This window comes from Modestobacter sp. URMC 112 (genome assembly GCF_053502575.1).
Genome location: NZ_CP199957.1, coordinates 3,101,649 through 3,126,767, shown reverse-complemented (window position 1 = coordinate 3,126,767; position 25,119 = coordinate 3,101,649). Strand labels below are relative to the sequence as shown.

26 protein-coding genes are annotated in these 25,119 nt (G+C 76.8%); 12 read left to right on the top strand and 14 right to left on the bottom strand.

Annotated features, from left to right (window positions below; genetic code table 11):
• Nucleotides 1–5 precede the first annotated feature (5 nt).
• Together ACWIX6_RS14675 and ACWIX6_RS14670 are read right to left on the bottom strand one after the other, a co-directional pair.
• Nucleotides 6–653 (bottom strand): hypothetical protein, encoded by a 648-nt coding sequence (locus tag ACWIX6_RS14675; RefSeq protein ID WP_448613170.1) that lies wholly within the window; start codon nucleotides 651–653, stop codon nucleotides 6–8.
• A 104-nt stretch (nucleotides 654–757) separates the two neighbouring features.
• Nucleotides 758–1,174, bottom strand: coding sequence for a cupin domain-containing protein (locus ACWIX6_RS14670; RefSeq protein ID WP_448613169.1), 417 nt, complete (start codon nucleotides 1,172–1,174; stop codon nucleotides 758–760).
• 195 nt (nucleotides 1,175–1,369) lie between these two features.
• On the opposite strand from ACWIX6_RS14670, the gene ACWIX6_RS14665 reads away from it, so the two are divergent.
• The 4 genes from ACWIX6_RS14665 (at nucleotide 1,370) to ACWIX6_RS14650 (ending at nucleotide 5,307) form a co-directional block, all read left to right on the top strand.
• On the top strand, nucleotides 1,370–2,374 hold the full coding sequence (locus tag ACWIX6_RS14665; protein WP_448613168.1) for a DUF808 domain-containing protein: 1,005 nt from the start codon (nucleotides 1,370–1,372) through the stop codon (nucleotides 2,372–2,374).
• A 70-nt stretch (nucleotides 2,375–2,444) separates the two neighbouring features.
• On the top strand, nucleotides 2,445–3,566 hold the full coding sequence (locus ACWIX6_RS14660) for a sigma-E factor regulatory protein RseB domain-containing protein (protein ID WP_448613167.1): 1,122 nt from the start codon (nucleotides 2,445–2,447) through the stop codon (nucleotides 3,564–3,566).
• On the top strand, nucleotides 3,563–4,501 hold the full coding sequence (locus ACWIX6_RS14655; RefSeq protein ID WP_448613166.1) for an ABC transporter ATP-binding protein: 939 nt from the start codon (nucleotides 3,563–3,565) through the stop codon (nucleotides 4,499–4,501). The genes ACWIX6_RS14660 and ACWIX6_RS14655 overlap by 4 nt, the downstream gene beginning before the upstream one ends.
• The gene (locus ACWIX6_RS14650; protein ID WP_448613165.1) at nucleotides 4,498–5,307 is read left to right on the top strand and encodes an ABC transporter permease; all 810 of its coding nucleotides are present in this window, start codon (nucleotides 4,498–4,500) and stop codon (nucleotides 5,305–5,307) included. The genes ACWIX6_RS14655 and ACWIX6_RS14650 overlap by 4 nt, the downstream gene beginning before the upstream one ends.
• A 52-nt stretch (nucleotides 5,308–5,359) precedes the next feature.
• Here the strand turns inward: ACWIX6_RS14650 and ACWIX6_RS14645 are convergent, their stop codons facing one another.
• Together ACWIX6_RS14645 and ACWIX6_RS14640 are read right to left on the bottom strand one after the other, a co-directional pair.
• Nucleotides 5,360–5,554 (bottom strand): hypothetical protein, encoded by a 195-nt coding sequence (locus ACWIX6_RS14645; RefSeq protein ID WP_448613164.1) that lies wholly within the window; start codon nucleotides 5,552–5,554, stop codon nucleotides 5,360–5,362.
• A 99-nt stretch (nucleotides 5,555–5,653) separates the two neighbouring features.
• Nucleotides 5,654–6,463, bottom strand: a complete 810-nt coding sequence (locus tag ACWIX6_RS14640; RefSeq protein ID WP_448613163.1) for a lipase family alpha/beta hydrolase — start codon at nucleotides 6,461–6,463, stop codon at nucleotides 5,654–5,656.
• 68 nt (nucleotides 6,464–6,531) lie between these two features.
• Here ACWIX6_RS14640 and ACWIX6_RS14635 point away from each other — a divergent pair, with 68 nt between their 5' ends.
• Nucleotides 6,532–7,206, top strand: a complete 675-nt coding sequence (locus ACWIX6_RS14635; RefSeq protein ID WP_448613162.1) for a CDP-alcohol phosphatidyltransferase family protein — start codon at nucleotides 6,532–6,534, stop codon at nucleotides 7,204–7,206.
• A gap of 125 nt (nucleotides 7,207–7,331) precedes the next feature.
• Entirely contained in the window at nucleotides 7,332–8,309 is a 978-nt protein-coding gene (locus ACWIX6_RS14630) for a carbohydrate kinase family protein (protein WP_448613161.1), read from the top strand.
• 89 nt (nucleotides 8,310–8,398) lie between these two features.
• Here ACWIX6_RS14630 and ACWIX6_RS14625 read toward each other — a convergent pair whose 3' ends face one another.
• The 7 genes from ACWIX6_RS14625 to ACWIX6_RS14595 form a co-directional block, all read right to left on the bottom strand.
• Nucleotides 8,399–9,058, bottom strand: a complete 660-nt coding sequence (locus ACWIX6_RS14625; RefSeq protein WP_448613160.1) for a flavin reductase family protein — start codon at nucleotides 9,056–9,058, stop codon at nucleotides 8,399–8,401.
• A gap of 48 nt (nucleotides 9,059–9,106) precedes the next feature.
• Complete coding sequence (locus ACWIX6_RS14620; protein ID WP_448613159.1) at nucleotides 9,107–9,616, bottom strand: hypothetical protein; 510 nt, start codon at nucleotides 9,614–9,616, stop codon at nucleotides 9,107–9,109.
• Between the two features lie 196 nt (nucleotides 9,617–9,812).
• Nucleotides 9,813–10,988, bottom strand: coding sequence for a glycosyltransferase (locus tag ACWIX6_RS14615; RefSeq protein ID WP_448613158.1), 1,176 nt, complete (start codon nucleotides 10,986–10,988; stop codon nucleotides 9,813–9,815).
• A gap of 3 nt (nucleotides 10,989–10,991) precedes the next feature.
• A complete protein-coding gene (locus ACWIX6_RS14610) occupies nucleotides 10,992–11,825 on the bottom strand; it encodes a carotenoid biosynthesis protein (protein WP_448613157.1) in 834 nt (277 codons plus the stop codon).
• A complete protein-coding gene (locus tag ACWIX6_RS14605) occupies nucleotides 11,822–13,480 on the bottom strand; it encodes a phytoene desaturase family protein (protein WP_448613156.1) in 1,659 nt (552 codons plus the stop codon). The genes ACWIX6_RS14610 and ACWIX6_RS14605 overlap by 4 nt, the downstream gene beginning before the upstream one ends.
• 29 nt (nucleotides 13,481–13,509) lie before the next feature.
• Nucleotides 13,510–14,094 carry a GNAT family N-acetyltransferase gene (locus tag ACWIX6_RS14600; protein WP_448613155.1) on the bottom strand — a complete coding sequence of 195 codons (585 nt, stop codon included), beginning with the start codon at nucleotides 14,092–14,094 and terminating at the stop codon, nucleotides 13,510–13,512.
• Complete coding sequence (locus tag ACWIX6_RS14595) at nucleotides 14,091–14,627, bottom strand: YbaK/EbsC family protein (RefSeq protein ID WP_448613154.1); 537 nt, start codon at nucleotides 14,625–14,627, stop codon at nucleotides 14,091–14,093. The genes ACWIX6_RS14600 and ACWIX6_RS14595 overlap by 4 nt, the downstream gene beginning before the upstream one ends.
• 364 nt (nucleotides 14,628–14,991) lie before the next feature.
• Here ACWIX6_RS14595 and ACWIX6_RS14590 point away from each other — a divergent pair, with 364 nt between their 5' ends.
• The 6 genes from ACWIX6_RS14590 (at nucleotide 14,992) to ACWIX6_RS14565 (ending at nucleotide 22,462) form a co-directional block, all read left to right on the top strand.
• Nucleotides 14,992–15,321 (top strand): DUF6504 family protein, encoded by a 330-nt coding sequence (locus ACWIX6_RS14590; protein ID WP_448613153.1) that lies wholly within the window; start codon nucleotides 14,992–14,994, stop codon nucleotides 15,319–15,321.
• Nucleotides 15,321–15,878, top strand: a complete 558-nt coding sequence (locus ACWIX6_RS14585; RefSeq protein ID WP_448613152.1) for an SAV_6107 family HEPN domain-containing protein — start codon at nucleotides 15,321–15,323, stop codon at nucleotides 15,876–15,878. The genes ACWIX6_RS14590 and ACWIX6_RS14585 overlap by 1 nt, the downstream gene beginning before the upstream one ends.
• Nucleotides 15,875–19,654, top strand: a complete 3,780-nt coding sequence (locus ACWIX6_RS14580) for a DNA polymerase III subunit alpha (RefSeq protein ID WP_448613151.1) — start codon at nucleotides 15,875–15,877, stop codon at nucleotides 19,652–19,654. Before ACWIX6_RS14585 ends, ACWIX6_RS14580 begins: the two co-directional genes overlap by 4 nt.
• Nucleotides 19,655–20,134: 480 nt before the next feature.
• On the top strand, nucleotides 20,135–20,404 hold the full coding sequence (locus ACWIX6_RS14575; RefSeq protein ID WP_448613150.1) for a hypothetical protein: 270 nt from the start codon (nucleotides 20,135–20,137) through the stop codon (nucleotides 20,402–20,404).
• 94 nt (nucleotides 20,405–20,498) lie between these two features.
• Nucleotides 20,499–21,275 carry a class I SAM-dependent methyltransferase gene (locus ACWIX6_RS14570; protein ID WP_448613149.1) on the top strand — a complete coding sequence of 259 codons (777 nt, stop codon included), beginning with the start codon at nucleotides 20,499–20,501 and terminating at the stop codon, nucleotides 21,273–21,275.
• Nucleotides 21,272–22,462, top strand: a complete 1,191-nt coding sequence (locus tag ACWIX6_RS14565; RefSeq protein ID WP_448613148.1) for an alkaline phosphatase family protein — start codon at nucleotides 21,272–21,274, stop codon at nucleotides 22,460–22,462. Before ACWIX6_RS14570 ends, ACWIX6_RS14565 begins: the two co-directional genes overlap by 4 nt.
• Before the next feature lie 8 nt (nucleotides 22,463–22,470).
• Here ACWIX6_RS14565 and ACWIX6_RS14560 read toward each other — a convergent pair whose 3' ends face one another.
• From ACWIX6_RS14560 to ACWIX6_RS14550, 3 genes are all read right to left on the bottom strand, one after another.
• Nucleotides 22,471–23,472, bottom strand: a complete 1,002-nt coding sequence (locus ACWIX6_RS14560; RefSeq protein WP_448613147.1) for a sucrase ferredoxin — start codon at nucleotides 23,470–23,472, stop codon at nucleotides 22,471–22,473.
• On the bottom strand, nucleotides 23,465–24,490 hold the full coding sequence (locus tag ACWIX6_RS14555; protein WP_448613146.1) for a cupin domain-containing protein: 1,026 nt from the start codon (nucleotides 24,488–24,490) through the stop codon (nucleotides 23,465–23,467). Before ACWIX6_RS14555 ends, ACWIX6_RS14560 begins: the two co-directional genes overlap by 8 nt.
• Before the next feature lie 299 nt (nucleotides 24,491–24,789).
• A complete protein-coding gene (locus tag ACWIX6_RS14550; RefSeq protein WP_448613145.1) occupies nucleotides 24,790–25,110 on the bottom strand; it encodes a hypothetical protein in 321 nt (106 codons plus the stop codon).
• Nucleotides 25,111–25,119: the final 9 nt, after the last annotated feature.

Genomic DNA, 25,119 nt, shown 5'->3' with positions numbered 1-25,119 from the left:
CGTGGTCAGCGGGGCGGGGTGACGACGTCGGCGCCGGTCAGCACGGCCTCCGCCCGCGCCGCGGCCCGGCGCAGGCCCTCGCGCTCGGCGGCGTAGCCGCCCAGCACGCCGACGACCGGCAGGTTGGACAGCGCCCGGTGGTGCAGCCTGCCCTTGGGGCGCTCGTCCAGGGCGTCGTCGATCCGGCCCAGCAGCCGGGCGACCCGCCACAGCGTGCGGGCGTTGCCGCGGACCCCGCGCCGCTCCTCCCGGGCGCCGAACGCCTCCTCGGCGTAGCTCCCGCGGGTCCGCTGCAGCAGCGGCTGCACCCGGTCGGCGGGGAGGTCGCGCTCCAGCAGCACCCGGGCCAGCAGGGACACCCGCTGCGCGGGGTCGGTCACGCCGTGCTCGCCGGCCACTCCCAGGACGACGACCGCCTGCACCGCCGAGCCGACGGTGTTCTGCAGCGGCAGCAGGTCGGCGAGCTTCCCGGCGAACCGCGGCGCCGCGGAGACCCCGGCCGCCACCCGGCTGACCTGCTCGGCCCACCAGCGGGCCCGCTGGGCCGGCGGGAGCTGCGGCGGGCGGCCCAGCCTCCGCACCAGGGGCGTGGCCGCGCGGTCGACCCGGCGCAGGACGTCCACGACGACGGCGTCGCTGATCTGGAGGGCCATGCGAGGGACGCTAGGCCGCCCACCCGGGGTCCGCACGTTCCCCGCGGGACGTCGGCGTGTGCCGTGCGGGTCGGCCGGCGTGCCCGATGTCGGCCTGGACGCGATCAGCCGGACGGCGGGACCAGCGCGTCGAGCTCAGGGAGCAACACCACGCTCTCCTGCTCATCGGGGTCGGTCCGGGCGACGACGGCGGTCACCGGGTCCGTGCGGCTCGGGTTGACCGGGAGGTGCGGGACGCCGGCCGGGATGTAGACGAACTCCCCGGCGGCCACGACGTCGCGGTGGGACAGCTGCTCGCCCCACCACATCTCGCTCACCCCCGAGACGACGTAGACGGCCGATTCGTGGTGCGCGTGCAGGTGGGCCGACGCCCGTCCGCCGGGCGGGATGACCACCGTGTGCAGGCACAGCCCGGTGGAGCCGGCGGACTCCGCGGAGATCCCGGCGCCGTAGGCCAGCCCCTGCGCGCCCCCGTAGCCGTTCCCCGGCCGGACGACCCGGCAGCCCGGTGTGGCGTCCATCGGCGTCCTCCTCGAGTCGGGACCGGCCCGTCAGGAGCGTCCTCCGGAGCGGGCCGCGGCACAACCGACGAGGCGTTCGACGGCCCCGGGGCCGGGGTAGGGCAGAGGCGACGGGCGTGTGCCCGCACGGTACGGCCGGACAGACCATGATCACTGCACCAGCACACGCGTGCTGACCGACCGGAAGGACCTCCCGTGGCGGGTGGACTCGTGGCCCTGTTCGACGACGTGGCGTTGCTGGCGCGCGCCGCCGCGGCCTCCATCGACGACGTCGGGGCCGCCGCCGGTCGGGCCGGCGTGAAGGCCGCCGGGGTCGTGGTCGACGACACCGCGGTCACCCCGCAGTACGTGCGCGGCCTCAGCGCCGAGCGCGAGGTGCCGATCATCCGGCGCATCGCCCTGGGCTCGCTGCGCAACAAGCTGCTCATCATCCTGCCGGCGATCCTGGTGCTCAGCCAGTTCCTGCCGTGGCTGCTCACGCCGATCCTCATGCTCGGCGGCGCCTACCTCTGCTACGAGGGCGCCGAGAAGGTGTGGCACCGGCTCAGCAGCGGGCACGACGACCACGCCGCGGGCGAGGAGGAGCTGCCCGACGAGGACACCGTCGTGTCCGGGGCGGTGCGCACCGACTTCATCCTGTCCGCGGAGATCATGGTCATCTCGCTGAACGAGGTGGCCGACGAGCCGTTCCTGTCCCGGGCGATCATCCTCGTCGTCGTGGCGCTCGCCATCACCGTCCTGGTGTACGGCGTCGTCGCCCTTATCGTGAAGATGGACGACGCCGGAGTGCGGCTGTCCCAGGTCCCCCGGAAAGGCGTGGCCGCGTTCGGCCGCGGGCTGGTGAAGGGGATGCCCCGCCTGCTGACCGTCCTCACCGTCGTCGGGACGGCCGCGATGCTGTGGGTCGGCGGCCACATCCTGCTGCTGGGCACCGACGAGCTGGGCTTCCACGCCCTGTACGGCGCGGTGCACCACCTGGAGGAGGCGGCGCACGAGGCGACGGGGGCCCTCGGCGGGGTGGTGGGCTGGCTGGTCAACACCCTGGCCAGCGCGCTGCTCGGGCTCGTCGTCGGTGGCCTGGTGGTGCTCGTGCTGAGCCTCACCCTGCACCGGCGCAGGGCCCAGCACGCCGAGGACCACTCCGGCGCGACGGGGGACTCCGACGCAGGGGCGGGACCGGCCCGCTCGGACGCCCACTGACCGGCCGGCCGGCCGGGCGCCGTGTTCGGCGGCGGCCGGCCGCTGGGGGCGCCGTCGTACGGTGGCTGACATGGCTGCCCGGGGACACCGCCGCGGTGCCGCGCGGCGCTGGGCGCTCGTGGTCGCCGGTGTCGCCGTCCTGCTCGCGCTGCCCGCGCTGGTCGGTGCGCTGCCCGCCTCCGACGCCGGCACCCCGGCCGCGCAGCTGCGGGACCGGGCCCTGGCCTCGGCCGACGTCCCCTTCTCCGGCTACGCGCAGGCCGCCGGCGGCCTGACGCTGCCGGTCGGCGACCAGCTGACGCCGGTCTCGGACCTGCTCAGCGACCGGACGACGATGCGCGCCTGGTACCGCTCCGCCGACGACTGGCGGGTCGACGTCGTCTCGCCGACCGGGGAGACCGGCGTGCACCGCGACACCGAGGGCCTGTGGACCTGGGAGTACGAGGACGACGTGGCCTCCCGCTCCGGCGTCCTGCCCCTGGCGCTGCCGACCGCACCGGACCTGCTGCCCAGCGCCCTGGGTCGCCGGCTGCTGGCCGAGGCCGTGGACGAGGAGCTGTCCCGGACCGGCGCCGGACGCGTCGCCGGGCGGGACGCGCTGGGTCTGCGGATCACCCCGGCCGACGCGGCCGCCTCGGTCTCCCGGGTCGACGTGTGGGTCGACGCGGACAGCGGCATCCCGCTGCGCGTGCGGGTGTCCGGGAGCGACACCGGCAGCGGCGGGCCGGCCGTGGACACCGGCTTCCTCAGCCTGGACGTCGCCACCCCGGCGGCCGCGGTCACCGCCTTCACCCCGCCGCCGGGCGCCGAGGTCCGCCGCGACGACGCGCAGCAGGACCTGCTCGACACCGGCCGCCGGGTGCGACCCGTCCCGCTGCCGGGGACGCTGGCCGGACTGGCCGACCGCGCGGTCGAGGGCACCCCGCCCGCGGTCGGCGTCTACGGCCGCGGGGTGACGCTGCTGGCGGTCTCGATCGTGCCGGACCGGGCGGCGAACGCGCTGAGCGCGGAGCTGGAGCTCGCCCCCGGCGCCGTGGTGGACGACCTCGGAGTCCGGCTGGCCGCCGGGCCGCTCGGGCTGATGGTGGTGCACGCCGACCGTGAGCGGCACTGGCTGCTGGCCGGCACCGTCAGCCTGGACGCGCTGGCCGCCGCTGCCGCGGAGCTGACGGCCCCCGGAGCGGCCCGGTGACCGACCCGGTGATCTCCACGCGGGGCCTGGTCAAGCGCTACGGCCGGCTGCGCGCCGTGGACGGCGTCGACCTCGACGTCCGGGCCGGTGACGTCTACGGCTTCCTGGGCGCCAACGGCTCGGGCAAGACGACGACGGTGCGCATGCTGCTGGGCCTGGTGCTGCCCACGGAGGGCGAGGTGCGGCTGCTCGGCGAGCCGATGCCCCGGGCGGCGCGGCGGGTGCTGCCCCGGGTGGGGGCCCTGGTCGAGGGCCCGGCGCACTACGGGCACCTGTCCGGCCGGGCCAACCTCGCGCTGCTCGACGCCGCCGGGCCGGGCGGGTCACGGCGGACCCGCCGCTCGCGGGTGGACACGGTGCTCGAGCAGGTGGGCCTGGCCGGCGTCGGGCGCCGTCCGGTGAAGGCCTACTCGCTGGGCATGCGCCAGCGGCTGGGGCTGGCCGGGGCGCTGCTCCGCCGTCCCGAGCTGCTCGTGCTGGACGAGCCGACCAACGGGCTGGACCCGCAGGGCATCCACGAGATCCGCGACCTGCTGCTGGAGCTGCACCGCGGCGGGACGACGGTGTTCCTCTCCAGCCACCTGCTGGCCGAGGTCGAGCAGCTGTGCACCCGCGTCGGCGTGCTGGACCGCGGGCGGCTGGTGCTGCAGGACGACCTGGCCACCCTGACCGCGCCGACCGGGGCGACGGTGGTCGAGACCCCCGAGCCGGAACGGGTGCGCGCGGCACTGGACGGCCGGGTGCTCTCCGTCGACGCGGTCCGGGCGGTGGTCCGCGGCGCCGACCCGGCCGAGGTCAACGCCGCACTGGTGGCCGCCGGGGTGCCGGTGACCGGGCTGGCGCTGCAGCGCCCCAGCCTGGAGGAGGTGGTGCTGGCCGCGGCCGGCACCAGCGCGGACCGGGTCGACGCGCCGGGGGAGCGGGGACGCCGGTGATCGCCGTCGAGCTCCGCAAGCTGTTCCGCCGTCCGCGCACCTGGGTGACCATCGCGCTGCTCAACGCGCTGCCGGTGCTGGTCGCCGTGCTCATCGCGCTCACCGACCTGGCGCCGCGGCCCGGCGAGGGCCCGGTGTTCCTGTCCGCCGTCCTGACCAACGGCACGCTCTACCCGCTGGCGGCGCTGGCCATCGTGCTGCCGCTGTTCCTGCCCATCGCGGTGGCGCTCATCGCCGGGGACGCCGTGGCCGGCGAGGCGCAGGCCGGCACGCTGCGCTACCTGCTGGCCCGCCCCGCCGGGCGGACCCGCCTGCTGGTGGCCAAGCTGGTGTCGGTGTTCGCGTTCGTGCTGGTCACCGTGCTGGTGGTGGCCGGCGTCGGCTACCTGGTCGGGCAGACCTTCTTCGAGGTACAGCCGCTGGGCGGGACGGCACTGTCGGGGACGTCGCTCACCTCCACCGACATCGCCGGGCGCACCGCGCTGGCCATCGGCTACGTGACCTTCTCGATGCTGGGCGTGGCGGCGTTCGCGCTGTTCTTCTCCACGCTGACCGACTCCCCGCTGGCCGCCATGCTGGGCGCCCTCGCGGTGCTGATCGCCTCGTCGCTGCTGTTCACCCTGGACGCCGCCTCGGCGATCGCGCCGTACCTCCCCACCCGCTACTGGCTGGCCTTCGTCGACCTCTTCCGCGACCCGATCCTGTGGCGCGACCTGGTCCGCGGCCTGGCGCTGCAGGCGGTCTACGTCGGGGTCCTGCTGGCGGCGGCCTGGGCCAACTTCACCACCAAGGACGTCACCAGCTGAGTCGCCCACCGTGGGTCCTGCGCGGGACCCGGGCCGGTCGGAGGCGGCCGGGTCAGCCCCCGGCCAGCGAGACGGTCAGAAAGAGCCAGCCGAAGATCACCAGGAGGACCAGGACCTCCACGGTGTACAGCAGCCAGCCGCCGTTGGCGACCCGCTCGCTGAAGGTCTGCTTGCGCTGGTCGCTGCGCCGGTCCTCCTCCCGCCCGGAGTCCTGCGGTCGAGCGAGGTCCTGGCGTCGGGTCGTCATGCGGTGCCTCCCGGGGCGGTCGTCTCGCAGGCCGGCCCGCGTCCGCGGACCCGCTCCGGGGATGCCCATCCGGAGCTCTTCCTAGACGTCCTCCCGCGGTCATCCGGCGGCGGAGACCTGCGCGCAGTCCTCCGGCCCGAGCTGCACCGGTGGGCCGGCGGCCAGCTCGGCCAGCACGATGGCCTGGACGACGGCGTCGGCGGGCAGCTGCCCGTGCCCCACGCGGGAGCCGGCGCACACCGACTGCACCGGGACGTCCACCGCCCCCTCCAATCGGGCGGACTCCGGTGGGCGCACCGTCTCGTCGGCCGTCGTCCACACCGACACCCAGGTGGGGCCGTCCGGCGTCTCGTCCCCGGCGTTCAGCCGGGCCAGCAGCGGGCTGTCGGAGGTCAGCTGCCGGCAGCCGACGGGGCACTGGTCCGGTGCCACTCCGGTGGCCAGGTCGGCCAGCGTCGTCCCGTGGTGCGGCGAGCCGAGGGTCAGCACCCGGCGCACCGAGGAGGCGCCGCCGTCGGCGACCCACAACCGGGCGACGACCCCGCCGGCGGAGTACCCCACGACGTCCACGCTGGCCGCGCCGGTGCGGGCCAGCGCCCCGTCGGCGGCGTCGGCCAGCGCGTCCGCCGACGCCTCCAGGTCGCCGGTGCCGTCGCCGGGCACGGGGACGACGGTGGCGTCGCGCCCGGCGGCGACCAGCCGGGCGGCCAACGGCTCCAGGGACCGGGTCGACCCGCCGTACCCGGGCACCAGCAGCACCGGACCGGGCACGTCCTGGGCGACCGGCGCCGGGTCGTCGGCGGTGAGGCGGGGGACGAGGACGGCGGCGAGCAGGATCAGCACCGCGACGGCGGCGACGGCGGCGGCCAGCGCCAGGCGGCGGCGGGCGGGGGAGAGACCGGCGAGCACCCGCACCACTGTCCCCGTCCCGGCTGTGCGGCGGGGCGGCTGGGGGAGACTGCACCGGTGGTGGACGGGTGGGCGGGGACCGGGCGGTGCTGAGCCGGGACGAGTACCTGGCGGCATGGGCGACCTGGCACGGCGGCACCGACCCGGCTGACAACCGCCTGGTGCGGGGCTGGCTGACGCTGGCCTACACGCTGGCCCGGCCGTTCGCCGGCCGGTCGCCCCTGCTGGCCACCGCGCTGGGACTGGTGGTCGCGGCCGCGGCGGTCGGGCCGGCCGCGGCCGGGAACGGCTGGTTGGTCCTGGCCGGGCTGCTGGTGGGCCTGTCCGGACTGCTGGACTCGCTGGACGGTGCGCTGGCCATCGCCGGGGGGACGGCGTCGCGGCGCGGTTTCGTGCTGGACTCGGTGGTCGACCGGCTGACCGAGGTCGCCTACGCCGGGGCGCTGTGGGCGGCGGGCGCGCCGGGCTGGCTGGCCGCGGCGTTCGGCGCGCTGTGCTGGCTGCCGGACTACCTGCGCGCCCGCGCCGGGCAGGCCGGGGTCGCCGAGACCGGGGTCATCTCGGTGTGGGAGCGACCCACCCGGGTGGCGATGGCCGGCTGCACGCTGGTCGGGGCCGGGGTCGTCGCCGCCCTGGACCCCGGCGGCTGGGTGGTGACCTGCGGCGCGGCGGTGGGCTGCGTGCTCGGGGTGGTGGGCACCGCGCAGCTGGGCCTGCAGGTGCGGCGGGCGCTGGCCGACTGAGGCAGGACGGGGCGGCGCGCGCCGGCGTCCCGGTGCTCCTAGGCTGTCCCCGCCCCGGTGCTCGCCACCGGTCCGGGGTCCAGACGTCCCTGGGTGGCGCCAGCCCGCACGCGAGAGGTGCTCCGATGCCCGTCGTCGTGACCGGTTCGATCGCCACCGACCACCTGATGACCTTCCCGGGGAAGTTCACCGACCAGTTCGTCGAGGGCAAGATGGAGAACGTCTCGCTCTCCTTCCTGGTCGACGACCTGGTGCAGCACCGCGGCGGCGCGGGGGCCAACATGGCCTACGGGCTGGGCCTGCTCGGGCTCGGGCCGGTCCTGGTCGGCGCGGTGGGCAGCGACTTCGACGACTACGACGCCTGGCTGAGCCGGCACGGCGTGGACACCGGCAGCGTGCGCTGGTCGGAGATGAAGCACACCGCCCGGTTCGTCTGCACGACCGACACCGCCAACAACCAGATCGCGTCCTTCTACTCCGGTGCGATGTCGGAGGCCTCGCTGATCGAGCTGGCGCCGGTGGAGAAGCGCGTCGGCGCGCTGGACCTGGTGATCGTCGGGCCCAACGACCCGAAGGCGATGGTCCAGCACACCCAGGAGTGCCGGGACCGCGGCTACCCGTTCCTCGCCGACCCCTCCCAGCAGCTGGCCTGGGCCGACGGCGAGATGATCCGCACGCTGGTCGACGGCGCGGACCTGCTCTTCACCAACGAGTACGAGCACGCGCTGCTGTTGCAGAAGACCGGCTGGTCGCAGGCCGAGGTGCTGGACCGGGTCGGCGTCTGGGTCACCACCCGGGCGGCCGAGGGCGTCGTCGTCGACCGCCGCGGCGAGGAACGGATCGAGGTGATCGCCGTCCCGGAGACCAAGCCGGTCGAGCCCACCGGCGGCGGCGACGCGCTGCGTGCCGGCTTCGTCGCCGCCCGCCAGTGGGGCCTGGGCCTGGAGCGGGCCACCCAGGTGGGGTCCGCGGTGGCCACCGCGGCGATCGAGGTCATCGGCACCCAGGAGTACAGCCTGCCGACCGGCCCGTTCCTGGAGCGCTTCGCCGCCGCCTTCGGCGCCGACGCCGCCGACGAGGTCGCCCCCCACCTGCCCCTCTGACTCGCGGGGGCCCGGAGACGTACGGGGGAGGCCACCCTTCAGGGGCCCGCGGCGAGCCTGCGAGGCGTGGGGGGAAGGGTGGTCCTTCTTCACGTGCCGCGGAGCTGGTCGCCGATGGACGGGTCCTCGGCCCACTTCCGGTAGGGGATCCGGCGGATCTCCTTGACCTCGCCGATGGTCGACCACTCGTTGCCGCCCAGCCGGGCGAGCGGCCGCAGCTCCTCGATGCGCGGCCGGCCGTCGCGCACCGCCCGCTCGGTGACGGCGATCCGGACCACCCGGCCGAGGACGACGGTGCTGTCGCCCAGCCGCAGGGTCGAGTGCAGCGTGCACTCCAGCGACACCGGCGACCGCGCGACCCGGGGCGTGGAGACCACCTCGCTGGGCTCGAGGGCCACGCCGCACTGCTCGGCCTCGCTGAGCCCGGCCGGGAAGTCGGTGCCGGTGGCGTTGACCTGCTCGAACAGCTCCTCGGGGGTCAGGTTGACCGTGAAGTCGCCGGTCGCCTCCGCATTCACCAGGGAGTCCTTCCGGCCGACGGAGGTGAACTGCACGATCGGCGGGTCCACGCAGGCCACCGTGTAGAAGGAGTGCGGGGCCAGGTTGAGCACGCCCTCGGCCGACCGGGTGACCACCCAGGCGATGGGCCGGGGCACGACGACCGAGTTGAGCACCCGGTAGAACGCCCCGGCCTCCATCTCCGTGGGGTCGAACTGCACGCGGGCGGGGGGCTGGTCCGGAGAGCTCACCGGGTCATCGTCGTCCACGCCGGACGGCGCTCCGCACCCGCACCCGGGCTACTGCCGGTCCGGGGGGTGCTCGGCCCGCCACTCGTCGAAGGCGGCCAGGAACGACTCGGCCATCCGCTGCTCGGTGACGAGCTGGTCGCGGTCCCGCTCGTCGAACATCCGCTGGCTCAGCGCCATCGTGTTGAAGCGGATCGCCCGGAAGTAGGGGACGAAGCTGGCCGGTGTGAAGGCACGCTCCGACGGCTGGGGCCGCACCCCCTCCGGTTCCCACGTCGGCGGTGGGGGCAGCGCGGGCAGGCCCAGGGCCTCGACCGCGGCCAGCACCGGCTCGTCGTCGACCCGGTCGGTGAAGTCCCGGGACAGTTCCCGGTAGACCTCCCGGCCGTCGGGGGCGACGGCCACGACGATCGGCCGGAAGATGGACGCGTCCTCGTCCCAGGCGTCCAACGGCTTGGCCAGCCGTTCCCCGCCGGGGTCGCTGACCCAGCGGAACGGCAGGTGCCAGGTCCGGTTCGCGGCGAGCTGGACCTCGGGGGGTTCGACCGAGGCGAGGACCACCTCGGTGCCGGCGGCGGCGAGACGGGAGGACGACCGGGCCAGGCGGACCGCCTGGGCGCAGCAGTACGGCTACCAGTCGCCGCGCAGCCCGACGAGCACCAGGGCCGAGGCGGGGTCCGAACGCAGGGCGAGCAGGTCGTCGCTGATCACGTCCCCGACCGTAGGGGCCCGGACGGAGTGGCGCAGTCCGGGGGTGCTACCGCGCCCCAGACCTCCGGTCGGCGGCGGGCCCGGCGTCGACCGCCCGCCCGCGCCACCGCAGGTCGCCCCGGCGGTGGCCGGCCAGCGAGCGGGCGACCAGCACGTCCAGCAGCAGCACCGACACCGGGTGGGCCAGTGCGTCGGGCCAGGCCCGGCCCCCGGTGCCGGCGGCCACCACGGCCCGGCCGGCGACGCCGGCCGCCCAGCCGACCAGCCCGGCCCGGGACCCGGTCAGCGCGGCGAGCGGCGGCAGGAGCCAGCCCAGGCTGAGCGCCGCCGCGGCGGCCGCGGCGGCCGCCGGACGGCCGCCCACCGCCGACCACAGCGACTTCGCGTACCCGTCGCGCACCGCGGGCCAGCCGTCGTACATCCGGCAGGCGGCCAGCGTCGACCCGTCGACGACGACCCCCCGGCCTCCGGCTGCCTTGACCGCGCGCAGCAGGGCGATGTCCTCGATCACCGCGCCCTTCACCGCGCCGTGCCCGCCGGCCCGGTCGTAGGCCGACCGGCGGACCACCAGGAACTGGCCGTTGGCCGCGGCCAGCGACGGCCGGGGAGACCGCTCGGCCGGCCGCAGCGGCAGGAACGTCGCCCACAGCCACTGCTGGAGGGGCTGGACCAGCCGCTCGGCCGCGGTGACCGCCAGCTGCCGCGGCCACGGCGACACCAGGTCCAGGCCGTGGGCCTCCAGCAGCGCGACGGCGGAGGCGACCGCGTCGGGCATCAGCCGGACGTCGGCGTCGACGAAGACCAGCACCTCCGCCGCGCCGGCCGCGGCGGCGCCCTGCGCGCACGCGTGCGGCTTGCCCAGCCAGCCCGGGCCGGGCGGGGTGCCGGGGACCAGCCGCACCCGGTCGTCGGCGACCCCGCGGACCAGGTCGCCGGTCCCGTCGGCCGACCCGTCGTCGACCACGACCACGGACAGCCGGTGCACCCCGCGCTGGTCGAGCACCGCGGCGAGGCAGTCGAGCACCTGGTCGGCCTCGTCGCGCACCGGCAGCACCACGGCGACCGGGACGCGCACCGCGGGGGCCGGCACCGGAGGGCGGCGCAGCAGCCGGGTGTTCACCGCGGCGTGCAGCGCTCCCAGGACCGACACCGCGGCGCCGCCCCGGACCAGCGCCCGGCCGGCCCGTCCCGCGGCACCGTGCCGGCCCGGCTTAGCGGCCACCGCTCACCGCTCGCCGGCCGCGGCCCGGCGGCGGGTACGGACGAGGGCGACCAGCACCGGGACCGCCAGCAGCGCACCCCAGACCGCCGATCCGGGCAGGTCCAGCCAGCCGGCGTGCGCCAGCGCGCCGCCCAGGGTCATCCAGCCCAGCACCAGCAGCGGCGCGGCGTCGGCACGGGGGATCCCCGGGGTGCGCGCCGTCCGGCCGACCACGGGGTCGAGCAGCGTCATCAGCACCAGGCCGGCCAGCAGCCAGCCCCCGAGGTTGGTCAGCGGCACCGTGTCGATGCCCGGCAGGCCGGGCGAGGGGTGCGCCCAGCGCCAGTAGCCGGCCTGCACCATCTGCGGGTCCAGGACGACGTCCCAGGCGGCGAAGAGGTAGGTGGCGACCAGCACCCGCGCCGCGGCGCGGCGGGCCGGCCGCACCCGGGCGGTGAGCCGGGCGGCCAGCACCCAGCTGGGCCAGGCCATCATCAGCCAGGCCAGCGGCACCAGGAACGGCACGCCGAGCAGCGTGGGCCCCAGGGTGTCGCTGTAGGAGTACTCGCCGTAGGGCAAACCGGTGGCCAGCCCCAGCGCCTCGACGAGCACGGCGACCCCGGCGACCAGCGCCAGGACGGCGGCCCCGGTGCGGATGCCCTTGGCCGCCGCGGCCGACAGGACCGCGACCGCCGCGCCGAGCAGCACGATGGTCCAGCTCACGGTGTCCCGGGTGGTTCCGTCACTGAGGGGATAGGCGATCGCGCTGAGCACCAGCGCGCCGGCCAGCGCCAGCGGCGCCCACCGCAGGACCGGTGGGGGTGCCGGGGTGCGCGCAGCGGCGACCGCCCCGGTCACCTGCGCCCGCCCCGGACCCGACCCAGCGCCCGCACCGCGGTGCCCAGGGCGTCGCCGGCCCGCGCGCGGGCCCGGGCCACCGGCCGGCGGTCGGCCAGCACCAGCCGGGCCGCCGTCCGCCCGGAGTTGCCCGACACCCCGCCGCCGGGGTGGGTGGAGGCACCGGTGAGGTAGAGCCCGCCGAGGCCGGGCACCCGGTGGCCGGACAGCGCGGGCGTCGGCCGGAAGGCGAACATGCTGGCCAGGCCCATCTCCACGTGCATGACGTTGCCACGGGGGAGCGACAGTTCCCGCTCGAGCTGCAGCGGCGTCTGGACGTACGTCCGCTGTACCGAGGCGGCGAAGCCCGGGGCGTACCGGTCGACCGCGTCGACCAGCTGCCGGGCGGCGGGCTCGGCCAGGGCGTCCCAGTCGCCGCCGTCCGCGAGGGTGTAGGGGTACCACTGTCCCCAGACGGTGACCACGTGCTGACCGGCCGGAGCGAGTGTCGGGTCGCTCGCGCTGAAGGACATCGCCAGGGGCACCGGCTCCCGCGGCAGCTCCCCGGCCAGCCAGTCGCCGTGTGCCCGGGCCAGCTGGGCCCGGTCGGTGCACAGCAGTTGCAGCCCCTGTAGCGACTCGTCCGCGGTCGCGCCGGGATAGGACGGCAGGGCGTCGGTCAGGGCGCGCACCACGAGGCCGAAGCCGTTGCCCACCGGCGGAGCGGCGCCCGCCAGCGCCGGGGGCGCGTCCTCCCCGGCGAGCTCACGGGTCGCCAGCACGTGGCAGGCGGCCACCACCACCGGCGCGCTCACCCGCCGGCCGGACACCGTCTGCACGCCGGTCACCCGCCGCGCGTCCGGCGGGCCGTCCACCAGCAGCCGCGCGGCTCCGTCGCCGAGGGTCACCCGGCCGCCGTCGGCGGCCAGCCGGGCGGCGAGGGCCTGGGTGAGGCCACCCGACCCGCCCACCGGGTGACCGGGCGGCACGTCGTGCAGCAGCGCGGCCCAGGCCACCATGGCCGCGGTCCCCGGCTCGGACATCGGGGGGCCGGACTGCGCGCCGAACCAGGCCAGCGCGGCCTTGAGCCGCTCGTTGGAGAACCACCGGTCCAGCAGCGCGTCGCCGGAGCCGAGGAAGTCGGTGGCGATCTCCCCGCCCGGGGTGCGCGGCTGCCCCGGCCGGGGGGCGCCGATCGGCCACAGGTGCCGCGCCAGCCGGCCGGGGCTGGGCCGGTCGCCGAAGGCCCGCACGACCGCGGCGCTGCGCGGCCCCCACACCTCGACGAACCGCCGGTACGCCGCGGCGTCCTCGGCTCCGCAGGCCGCCTCGATGGACGCGCAGGTGGCGTCCAGGTCGACCGAGAAGACCAGCGGGCGGCCCGCGGGGCCGGGGTCGCCCGGGACCGGCGCGGGTGCGAACCCCCACGGGTCGCAGTCGACGTAGCGCAGGCCGTGCCGCTCGAGCTCCAGCTCCTCGACCACCCCGCTGTGCCGGATGATGACGTGGGCGCTGGAGCCGCGGTCGACCCGCACCCCGGGCCACCGCTCGACGGTGGAGACCGCGCCGCCGAGCACGTCGTCGGACTCGACGACCTCCACCCGGAGCCCGGCCCGGGCCAGGTGGCAGGCGGCGACCAGTCCGTTGTGCCCGGCGCCGACGACGACGGCGTCCACGGTGGTGTCGGGCGCGGTGCCGGTGCTGATCAGGGCCTCCCGGAGGACGGGGTGAGCGGCAGCCGGGCGCCGAGGATGGCGAAGGGCCGGGCGTCGCCGGGGAAGTGGTATCCGCGGGCCAGGTCGACGAAGCCGTCGGCCCGGTACAACCGGAAGGCCTTGGTGTCCGCGTCGGGGGTGCTCAGCAGGGCCACCGGCTGGGGGAGCCCGGCCAGCAGCGCGTGCAGCAGCTGGCGGCCCAGGCCGCGGCTCTGCTGGTCGGGCAGCACGTGCAGCTCGCACACCTCGAAGGCGCCGGGCAGCCACTGCTTGGCGGTGCGCCGGTCCACCGCCTGGCGGACCTGGTCGTGCCACCACTGGCCGGGGGCCACCTGGTAGCCGTACCCGAAGCCGACCAGCCGCTCCCCGTCCCCCTGCTGGGCCTCAGCGAAGGCGCCGACGGCGCGGAAGCCCTCCCGCTCGGTGTGCTGGACGGCGTAGCCGTAGCGGCCGGCGACCACGGACTCGCTGTAGCCCATCGCCGCGCCGTAGATGGCGAGCACCTCGTGCAGGTGCTCGCGCACCCAGGCGGTGGGCAGCTCGGTGACCCGGGTCGCGGGCGCGGTGCCGGTCACTGCGCGGCCGTCCCGACCGGGCTCGGGCCGCCGTCCGCCGGCGCGGCCGCCGGCCCGTCCCCGACCTCGGCCGGGGTGCCGCCGGTCAACTGGAGCAGTTCGTCGTAGGTGGTGGGGAAGACGGTGTGCGGGTGCCCGGCGGCGGCCCAGACCTGCCGGTGGCGGGCCAGCTCGACGTCCACGAGGGTGCCGATCGGGGCGGGGTGCCCGATCGGGGCGACCCCGCCGATGGCCTGGCCGGTGTGCCGGCGGACGAACTCGGGGGTGGCCCGGCTGATCCGCGGGACGCCGAGCAGCCCGGCCACCTTGGCCTCGTCGACGCGGTGGGCGCCGCTGGTGAGCACGAGCAGCGGGTCGCCGGAGACGTCGAAGACCAGGCTGTTGGCGATGGCCCCCACCTCCACGCCGAGCTGCCCGGCGGCCGCGGCTGCCGTCCGGGCGCTGTCGGGGAGGGTGCGCACCTCGCCGTGGACACCGGCGGAGCGCAGCAGGCGCGCGACCTCGGCGACCCGGGGGTGTTCCGGCGGGGTCATGGGACCGATCCTCCCATCGACCCGTCCGGTGGGGGTCACCTGCCCGGTCACGAGGGACCGGCCGGTGCGCCGTCCCCGGCGGGGGGTCGCCAGGAGCGGCTGGCGGGGGTCCTGGGCGAGCCGTTTCCGGGGGTGCGGGGTCGTTCCAGGGTCGGTGTGGCGTCGGTGCAGTGACTGCACCGACGCGTCCGGGGACACGCCGCGTTGCGCTTGACGCCCTCGGGGCGGTCGGGTCTACTTCTGGGTGTTCGAACACGTGTTCGAACACCGGTGGACCGTCCACCGACCCGGGCCGCCCCTGTGGCGCTTCCCCCTCGCCGGGTCGGACGGGACGCCGGTGGGGGCGAGAGTTGCGGAGTCTGTCATGAGCCGGGTGCTCGTCGGGGCTGGTGGACGTGTGGGGGAAGAGGTCCAGGTGGAGCAGGGGGCGCAGGGGCCGGCCCAGTTCTGGCGTGGGCAGAGCCGCTACGCCGTCGGGGAGGTGCTGGACTCCTGGGTGGAGACCGCCCCCTGGTGGCGGTCCGACCCGGGTGCGGAGCGGGGCGGGGCGTCGGCGGAGCTGGTCGCCACCCGGCAGGTGTGGCGGGTGGAGGCGGTCCGGGCCGGCCGGTCCCGGATGAGCTTCGCCGGGGTGTTCGACCTGTCCTGGGAGCCGACGGCCGACCAGTGGCTGCTCGTCCGGGTGCACGACTGATGGCCGCGACAGCTCTCCGGTCGGCCACCGAGGGGCAGCTGCCCCTGCTGCCGCCGCTGCCGCCGTCAGCCAGCCAGCTGCTGGGCCAGGCCCACCGCGGGCTGGCCGAGGCGGCGCACTGCCCCGACCCGGGCTGGCGTTACGCGACGGCCCACCTCGCCGCGCTGCGGGCCGCGGCCGCCGTGCTGGCCACCCGTACCCGACCCCAGCAGGGGCGCCGCCGACCGCGCAGCGCCTGGGTGCTGATCACCGAGGTCGCCCCGGAGCTGGGGGAGTGGGCGGCGTTCTTCGCCGCGGGAGCGGCCAAGCGCGCCGCGGCCGAGGCCGGGCTCTCCTCCGCGGTCACCGAGCGGGAGGCCGACGACCTGGTCCGGGACGCCGGCGCCTTCCTGGCGGTCGTCGAGTCGACGCTCAGCCGGTCGGTGGACGGTCCTCCGACCGGCCGGCTGCGGTCCGCGGGCCGGTCGGGGGGCACCGGCCAGCGCACCGGGCAGCGTGCCGGGCAGCACACCGGGCAGCGCACCGGCCAGCGTGCGGCCGGGGCCCCCCGGGCATGACCGACCCCTTCGTCCACCTGCACGTCGCGTCCGGCTACTCGATGCGCTACGGCGCCAACCACCCCGCCGACCTGGTCGCCCGCGCGGCCGAGCACGGCATGGGGGCACTGGCCCTCACCGACCGCGACGGTCTCTACGGCGCGGTCAAGTTCGCGCTGGCCTGCCGGTCGGCGGGCATCCGGCCGCTCTTCGGCGTCGACCTGGCCGTCGACCCGGCGGCCGGCGGCGAGCCGGGCGACCCGGGGCCGCAGCTGAGGCCGGGCCGGATCTCCTCGGTGGAGCTGCGCCGGGCCACCCATCCCTCCGGCCGCCGGTCCCCGGCCCGCGGTGGGGCCAGCGTCGACCCGCGGTTCCCGCGGGTCACCTTCCTGGCCCGGGACGGCGCCGGCTGGGCGTCGCTGTGCCGGCTGACCAGCGCCGTCCACCTGGGCGGCACCCGCGGTGAACCGGTCGGCTCGCTGACCCGGGCCGCCGAGCACGCTCGCGGGCTGCTCGCGGTGCTGGGCCCGGAGTCCTCGGTGGGCCGTGCGCTGGCCGCCGGGCGCGCCGACCTGGCGCACGCCCGGCTGGCGGCCTGGCGGGAGGTGTTCGGCGGTGGCGACGGCGGGGGGCAGCTGGTGCTCGAGGTGGTCCACCACCGCGGGCAGGGCGACCGGTCCCGGGCGCAGGCGCTGCTCCGGCTGGCCGCCGAGGCCGGGGTGCCGGCGGTGCTGACCAACGCGGTGCGCTACGTCGACGCCCTCGACGCCCCGACCGCCGACGTCCTGGACGCCGCCCGCCGGCTGGTCCCGCTGGGGGAGCGCCACGTGGACCGCCGGACCGCCGAGGGGTACCTGAAGTCGGGCAAGGAGATGGCCGCGATCGCCGAGGAGATCGCCGGCCCGGACCGCGACGCCGCGCTGCGGCTGCTGGCCACCACCGCCCGGGTCGCCGAGCAGTGCGCCGTCGACGTCCGGGCCGACCTGGGCATCGGCACCGTCCGGTACCCCGAGCTGGACGTGGTGACCACCGGGGCCGAGCGGGGGCTGAGCTCCTCCCAGGTGCTGCGGGCCCGCTGCGAGGCCGGGTTCGGCCGGCGCGCGATGGCGCCCTCGGCCGCGGTCCGCGAGCGGCTGGACGACGAACTGGCGGTCATCGACCAGCTCGGCTACCCCTCCTACTTCCTGACCGTCGCCGACGTGGTCGGCCTGATCAAGGAGCTGCGGGTGCGCGCGGCGGCCCGCGGTTCCGGCGCCGGCAGCCTGGTCACCTACCTGCTGGGCATCTCCGACGTCGACCCGCTCCGCTACGGCCTGCTGATGGAGCGCTTCCTCTCCCCGCTGCGCCACCAGCTGCCCGACATCGACATCGACGTGGAGTCCGCCCGGCGGATGGAGGTCTACGACGCGGTGATCGCCCGGTTCGGGGCGCACCGGGTCAGCTGCATCTCGATGATGGACACCTACCGGGTGCGGCACGCCATCCGCGACGTCGGGGCCGCGCTGGGCCTGCCCGCCGGTGAGGTCGACAGCGTGGCCAAGGCCTTCCCGCACATCCGGGCCAACCAGGTGCACGCGGCGCTGCGCGACCTGCCGGAGCTGCGGGCCAGCCGGCTGGGCTCCAGACGCAGCGGTGGCTCCGGCGATCTGGACCTGCTGTTCGACCTGGTCGCCCGGCTCGACGGGCTGCCCCGGCACATCGCCCTGCACCCGTGCGGGGTGCTGCTCTCCGACGCCACCCTGCGCGACCGCACGCCGGTGGAGAACAGCTATCTCGGCTACCCGATGAGCCAGTTCGACAAGGACGACGTCGAGGACCTGGGACTGCTCAAGCTGGACCTGCTGGGCATCCGGATGCAGTCGGCGATCGCCCACGCCATGGAGGAGGTCGCCCGGGTGGACGGCGAGCAGCTCGACATCGACGCCGTGCCGCGCGACGACCCGGCGACGTTCGAGCTGATCCGCACCACCCGGACGCTCGGGATGTTCCAGATCGAGTCACCCGGGCAGCGCGAGCTGGTCGGCAAGTTCGGTCCCCGGACCTTCGAGGACCTCATCGTCGACATCTCGCTGTTCCGGCCCGGGCCGGTCAAGAGCGACATGGTCACCCCGTTCCTGATGGCCCGGAACGGCTGGCGGGAGCCGGTCTACCTGCACCCGGCGCTGGAGCCGGCGCTCGAGCAGACCGCCGGGGTGGTGGTCTTCCACGAGCAGGTGCTGATGATCGTCTCGGCGCTGACCGGGTGCTCCCTCGCCGAGGCCGACGAGGTGCGCCGGGCACTGGGGGAGAAGGACGCCCATCCGGAGGTGCGGGCCTGGTTCGTGCCCCGGGTGCTGGACGAGGGCTTCCCGACCGACGTGGCCGAGCAGGTCTGGGAGGTGCTGGTCGCCTTCGGCTCGTTCGGCTTCTGCAAGGCCCACGCCGCGGCCTTCGCGCTGCCCACCTACCAGTCGGCCTGGCTGAAGACCCACCACACCGCGGCCTTCCTGGCCGGGGTGCTCACCCACGACCCGGGCATGTACCCCAAGCGGCTGATCCTCGACGACGCCCGGAACTTCGGCGTCCGGGTGCTGGGGCTGGACGTCAACGCCTCGACCGACGCCTACCGGGTGGAACGGCTGGACGACCCGGCGGAGGACGAGCCGGACGAGGCGTGGGCACAACCGGCCTCCCGGCAGCCGTTCCCCCGGCAGCCGCCTCCCCGGCCGTCCTGGATGCCCGCGGCGATGCCCAATCCCGGCCGCTACGGCATCCGGCTGTCCCTGGCCGACGTCAAGGGCATCTCCGACGACGAGGTCGCCCGCATCACCGACGGGCAGCCCTACCGGTCGCTCGCCGACTTCTGGCAGCGGACGGGGGTGTCCCGCCCGGTGGTGGAACGGCTGGTGCTCGCCGGCGGCTTCGACTCCGTCTACGGGTTCGAGGTCCGGGACAGCGAGGGTGGCCGGCCGGCCCGGCGCCGGGAGCAGCTGACCCGGCGCGACCTGCTGCTGCAGATCGGCGAGCTGGACCGGCTGAGCCGCAGCGGCGCCCGGGCCAGCAGCGGTGGCCAGCTCGGGCTCGACCTGTTCGGCGGGGAGACGGCGGCCGACGGCCTCCCGGGGGACGACGACGAGGGGATGCCCGAGTTCGTCTCCAGCGGGCTGCCGGAGTTCACCGACGCCGAGCGGGTGCGGGCCGAGCTGGAGGTGCTGGGCCTGGACGCCAGCCGGCACGTCGTGGACTTCTACCGGCCCTTCCTGGCGGCGCTGGGCGCCGTGCCGGCCGGGGAGCTGCTGGAGTGCCGCAGCGGGGTGGAGGTGCTGGTGGCCGGGGTGAAGGTGGCCACCCAGACCCCGCCGATCAGGTCCGGGCGCCGGGTGGTCTTCGTGACCCTCGACGACGGCACCGGCTGCGCGGACTCGACCTTCTTCGAGGACGTGCAGGGCCCCTACGCCGCCACCGTCTTCCACTCCTGGCTGCTGGTCGTGCGGGGTGTGCTGCGGCGCACCGGTCCGCGCGGGGTCTCGATGCGGGCCACCGGCGCCTGGGAGCTGCCGGCGCTGCACGAGGCCTGGGAGGCCGGCGGGCTGGACGCGGTGGCCGAGCTGATGGCCGCGCCGGGCAGCTACACCGAGCAGGCGATCGCCGGGGCGGCCGCGTCGCACGGGCCCCGCCCGGTGGTGGTCCGCCCGGTCCTGGTGCACCCCACCGGCTTCCGGATGTCGCCGTACGCCGACATCAAGCCGGCCGGGGAGGACGCCAAGGTCGCCCCGCGCAAGCTCTGGCACTCCAGCCCAGGCAGCTCGGGGCACTGAGGAAGGACCCCGCCGCCCCCCGCCACTCGCACGCTCGCGGCGGGCCCCTGCGGCGGGGCCACCGTCCTGCCTGCTGCCCCCCGGCTCCTCGCACGCTCGCAGCGGGACCCTGCAGCAGGGCCGCCACCGCCCCCCGCTCCTCGCACGCTCGCGGCGGGCCCCTGCGGCGGGGCCGCCACCGCCCCCCGCTCCTCGCACGCTCGCGGCGGGCCCCTGCGGCGGGGCAACCACCGCCCCCCGCTCCTCGCACGCTCGCGGCGGGACCCTGCAGCAGGGCCGCCGCCGCGCCCCGCTCCTCGCGGGCTCGCGGCGGGCCCCTGCGGCGGGGCCACCGTCCTGCCTGCTGCCCCCCTGCCTCGCGAGCTCGCGGTCCGGCGAATGGGGGGCGAGTGCCCCGGGTAGGCGGACCAGGCCGGCGCGGTTCCTGCCGGCAGGACGACCGAGAGCCAGAACCCACTGGACACACGAGAGGACGAACCCATGCCCGAGGTCCCGCAGCCGGTCACCGACAACAGCGTCAAGGTCCGCCAGCTGAGCCACTACCAGTTCAGCTGGATCGCCGGGGAGCCGGGCAAGCCCGGCACCTACACCCTGCAGCTCGTGCTCGACCAGGGCGCCTGGGAGGAGGTCCTGACCCTCGACCCGGACGACGCGGACAACCTGCAGGACCTGCTGACCAACACCGGCACGGTGCACTACGACATCGAGCGGCGCGTGCTCATGTTCGGTGTGACGCCCGCCGGCAGCTGACGCCGCGCGCCCCAGCAGCGGCGCCCCGTCCCCGGCCCGGCCGGGCCGCCCTTCGGGGGGACCCGGCCGGCCGGCCGCGGCTAGGCTCCGCGGGGTGCCGTCGACTGAGCCCGTCACCGGACTGCAGCCCCCCGCCCGCACGGCGGCGATCTGGGCCGCGCTCGCCCCGGTGGCCGAGGCCGGCGCCGCCCTGCGGGTGCTCGACGTCGGCGGCGGCAGCGGCATGTTCGCCGTGCCGCTGGCCCAGCTCGGGCACCAGGTCACCGTCATCGACCCCAGCGCCGACGCGCTGGCCACGCTGCACCGGCGGGCCGACACCGCCGGCGTGGGCATGCGCGTCCGCGGCCTGCAGGGCGACGGCGACCGGATGCACGCCGTCCTCGACCAGGCCGCGGGCGGTGCGGCAGCCGCACCGGGCAGCTCGCCCGACAGCTCGTTCGACCTGGTCCTCTGCCACTCCGTGCTCGAGGTGGTCGACGACCCGGTGAGCACCCTGGCGGAGATCGCCGGCCTGCTGCGCCCCGGTGGCCAGCTGTCCGTCGCCACCGCCAACCGGGCCGGCGCCGTGCTGGCCCGGGCCGTCGGCGGCCACCCGCGGGAGGCCCGCGCACTGCTGACCGACACCGACCCCGCCCCCGGGCGCGCCCGCCCGGCCCGCCGCCGCTTCGACCCGCCCGAGTTGCTCGACCTGGTCGCCGGCGCCGGTCTGCTGCCCGGCGAGTGGCGCGGCGTCTCGGTCGTCGCCGACCTGCTGGACGCCTCGTCCGGCGCGGACCCCGACGCGGTCCGCGACCTGGAGCTGGCCCTCGCCGGGACCTCGCCCTACCGCGACGTCGCCACCGGCCTGCACGTCCTCGCCACCCGCCCGTGACGTCCCCACCCGCAGCGGTCCCTCTCCCCGCCGACCTGCACCGGCCCGTCTACGGCGCCGCCAACCTCGCCGACGTGCTGCCCGGGACCTCCGCCGCCCTCGGTGCCCCGGTCCGGCGCGGCGACCTGCCCGCCGACCCGCTGCGCCTCACCGACGCCCTCGGTGGGGCGCGGCGCGTCGCGGTGCTGCTCGTCGACGGCCTGGGCGAGGACCTGGTGCGAGCGCACCGCGACATCGCCCCGGTGCTGAACGGGCTGGCCGCCCCGGTCGGCGTCCTCGGCGCCCCGTGCCCCAGCACCACCCCGGTCAGCCTCACCACGCTGGGCACCGGGCTGCCACCGGGCAGCCACGGCGTCCTCGGGTTCGTCACCGACGTGCCGGGGGAGGACCGGACGCTGAACCACGTGCGGTGGACCGACGACCCCGACCCCCGCGAGTGGCAGTCCCGGCCCACCGTCTTCGAGCAGGCCGCGGCCGCCGGCCTGCCCTGCACCGCGGTCGGGCCGCACGCCTTCGCCCGGTCGGGGCTCACCGGCGCCGCCTACCGGGGCGCGACCTACGCCCCGGCCTACAGCCCCGGCGACCTGGTCGCGGTGGTCCACTCGTCGATGGCCGCCGCGCCGCGGGCCCTCGTCTACGGCTACACCGCCGACCTGGACCTCACCGGCCACGTCCGCGGGGTGGACTCGGCCGCCTGGCGCCACCAGCTCGGGGTCGTCGACCGGCTGGTGGAGCAGCTGGTGGCGGGACTGCCGGACGACGGCGCGCTGCTCGTCACCGCCGACCACGGCATGGTCGACGTCCCGGAGCACACCCGGCTGGACCTCGACGACGTCCCCGAGCTCTGGGACGGCGTCCGGCGGATGGCCGGTGAGCCGCGCGCGCGGTACGTGCACGCCCACCCCGGCGCGGCCGCCGACGTGCTCGCCACCTGGCAGGCGGTGCTGGCGCACCGGGCCTGGGTGGTCAGCCGGGACGAGGCCGTGGGGAGCGGGGTGTTCGGGCCGGTCGACGACGCGCTCGCCGCCCGGATCGGCGACGTCGTGGCGCTCGCCCGGGGCAGCTGGGCGCTGACCGCCACCCGGCAGGAGCCGTTCCCGTCCAGGCTGGCCGCCTACCACGGGTCGCTGACCCCGACCGAGCTGGCGATCCCGCTGCTGCTCGCCCGCGGCGCGGCGCTGGGCTGAGGAGCGGGTCAGGGCTGCGCGGTCCGCAGCGACAGCGGGTGCCAGATCCGCCAGCGGTTCGGCTGGGCCGCGGAGCAGGTCAGCTGCGCGGCGTGCTCGGACAGCCGGCTCTCCACCGTCACCAGCACGTCCCCGCCGTCCGGGCCGGCCAGCGTCACCGCCCACCGCTCGACGCCGGGCGCCGGTGCCGGCAGCGTCCGCACCCCGCGCACCCGCAGGGCGTCCACGGCGAGCAGGCCGAGTTCTGCGCGGGCGTGCTGCTGCGCGGCCTGCGCCGGTGCGGCCAGCCCGGCCCGGCCGCGCAGCCAGGGCAGCACGACCTGCCCCTGCTCGGTGGCGTAGACCAGTTCCTCGCCGTCGTCGGGGACCTGTCCGTAGACGTGGCCGTGCGGCAGCACCACCACGTTCGCGGCGAACCGGTCGCCCCCGAGGTGGCTGGTCTCCCACACGTCCCCGGGGTCGGTCGGCAGGGACCGGGCCAGCGGCCGGCCGCGCACCGCGCAGCACGCGTCGTGCGCGCCGTGCGTGCAGACCAGGTACGTCGGCCGCTGCGACGGGGTGCCCACGGTGCCGTCCCAGGGGGCGTCCAGCAGCTCGTCGTCGCGCGTCCGCGTCGACCACCACAGCGTCTCGACGCCGGGCGTGGTGTCGACGACCGCCCAGCGGCGGCCGGAGTCCGACAGCCGGTCACCGGGACGGCGCACCAGCTGCACCCGGACGCCGGCGTCCCGGGCCCGCGCGGCCAGCCGCCGGGCGACCTGCTGGTCGAACCGCGACTCCAGCAGGGCGTCCCGCCCCCAGGGGCCGGGCTGCTCCACCAGCAGCCAGCGCCGGGCCGGCGGAGCGGTCGCGGTGGGGGAGTCCCCGCGCAGCAGCGCCTGCACCGAGCACCGGGAGGGCTCCAGCCGGCCGACCGGCCGGGACGGCGCCGCGGGGGGAGGCGGGTCGCCGGTCACCCGGGCGGACGGCGGTGGACCCGGGTCGGCCGGCTCTGCCACGGGGTCACCCACGACCTCCATCGTGCCCCGCCGCACGGGGGACGGGTCCGGCGGTCGCGTCCGGCACCACGGCCACCGACTCGACCACCAGCCGGCGGCCGAGGGCGAGCTGCCCGTCGGCGTCCAGGCCCGGCAGCTCGCCGACCGCCAGTTCACCGGCCGCGAGCAGCGCGGCGAGCGCCGCGGAGTCCGCGGCGGGCAGCTCCAGCGACCGCCGGCCGGCCACCAGGGTGACCCGGTCGCCGACGGGTCCGCGGAGCTGGACGCGCAGCAGCGGGCGCAGCCGCAGGACGGTGTCCGCCGTCAGCGCGGACGCCGCGGCCGACTGGGCCAGCGGCGCCACCGGTGCCGGGCGCACCTGCCCCCACGTCCGGGAGCGCAGCCGGTCGGCGACGTCGGCCGGGTCGACCCGGTCCAGCCAGCGGTGCAGGCCGGTCAGCACCGCGGCGACGTCGTCGGCGGTGGCCGCCGGGTCGGCCAGGTCCACGCCCAGCGGCAGGGAGCCGCGCAGCTCCTCGTCCTCGGTGGCCAGCGTGCGCACCAGGTCCAGGGCGGACTCGACCGCGCCCCAGCGGGTGACCGGGTGGACGCCGACGGTCAGGTGCGCACTGGTCTCGCCCAGCGCGACGGCCGAGTGCAGGTAGCCGCGTGGCAGGTAGAGCGCGTCGCCGGGGCGCAGCACGGTGTCGATCACGGGTGGACGCTGCGCGGCCGCGGCGACCTCGGCGGTCCGGTCGGTCCACGGCTGGCTGCGCAGCGGGTCGGCGAGCACCGGCTCGTGGATGGTCCAGTGCTTCTCGCCGGCCACCTGGAGCACGAACACGTCGTGCACGTCGTAGTGGGGGGAGAACCCGCGCGAGGACGGCGGGGTGACGTAGGCGTTGACCTGAGTGGGGTGGCCGAGGTCGAGGGCGAGCTGGCCGGCGAACTCGATCAGCGGCGGCCACAGCCGGTGCAGTCCCTGCAGCACGACGGTGCTGCCCTCGGCGAACAGCCGCAGCACCGCGTCGGAGGAGACCTGGTCGGCCACCTCGGCGCCGGCGCCCTGCGGGCCGGTGTAGCGCTTGGGGTCGACGACGGCGCCGTCCTTGGCGATCCGCAGGAACGGGGTGCGCAGCCCCCGGATGCTGAGCAGCTCGTCGACCGCCTCGAGGCTGAGCAGGTCGGTGAAGGTGCCCCCCAGGTCCGCGGCGCTGGAGAGCAGGGGCCTGCGGGACCAGTGCTCCGCGGCGAAGACCTGCGGGTCGACGCGGATGCAGCGACGCAGGGCCGGACGGGCGCCGTCCCCGGGAGGGGACGGCGCCCGGTCCTGCGTGGTCGTGCCGGCGGTCAGGCCGAACCGTCCGCGCCGCCGTCGGCGCCGCCATCGGCACCGCCGTCCGCGCCACCGTCCGCGCCACCGTCCGCACCGCCGTCCGCACCGCCGTCCGCACCGCCGTCGGCACCGCCATCGGCACCGCCATCGGCACCGCCATCGGCGCCACCGTCGGCCCCGCCGTCGGAACCGCTGCCCGCGCCGCCGTCGGCCGGGCCGTGGGCGCCGCCGTCGGCACCGCCGTCCGCGCCGCCGTCGTGCTGGCCGGGCGTGCCCTCGCCGGCACCCGAGTCCGCCGGGCCCTCCGTGCTGGTCATGTCGTCGTCGAGCGCCATGGCTCCTCC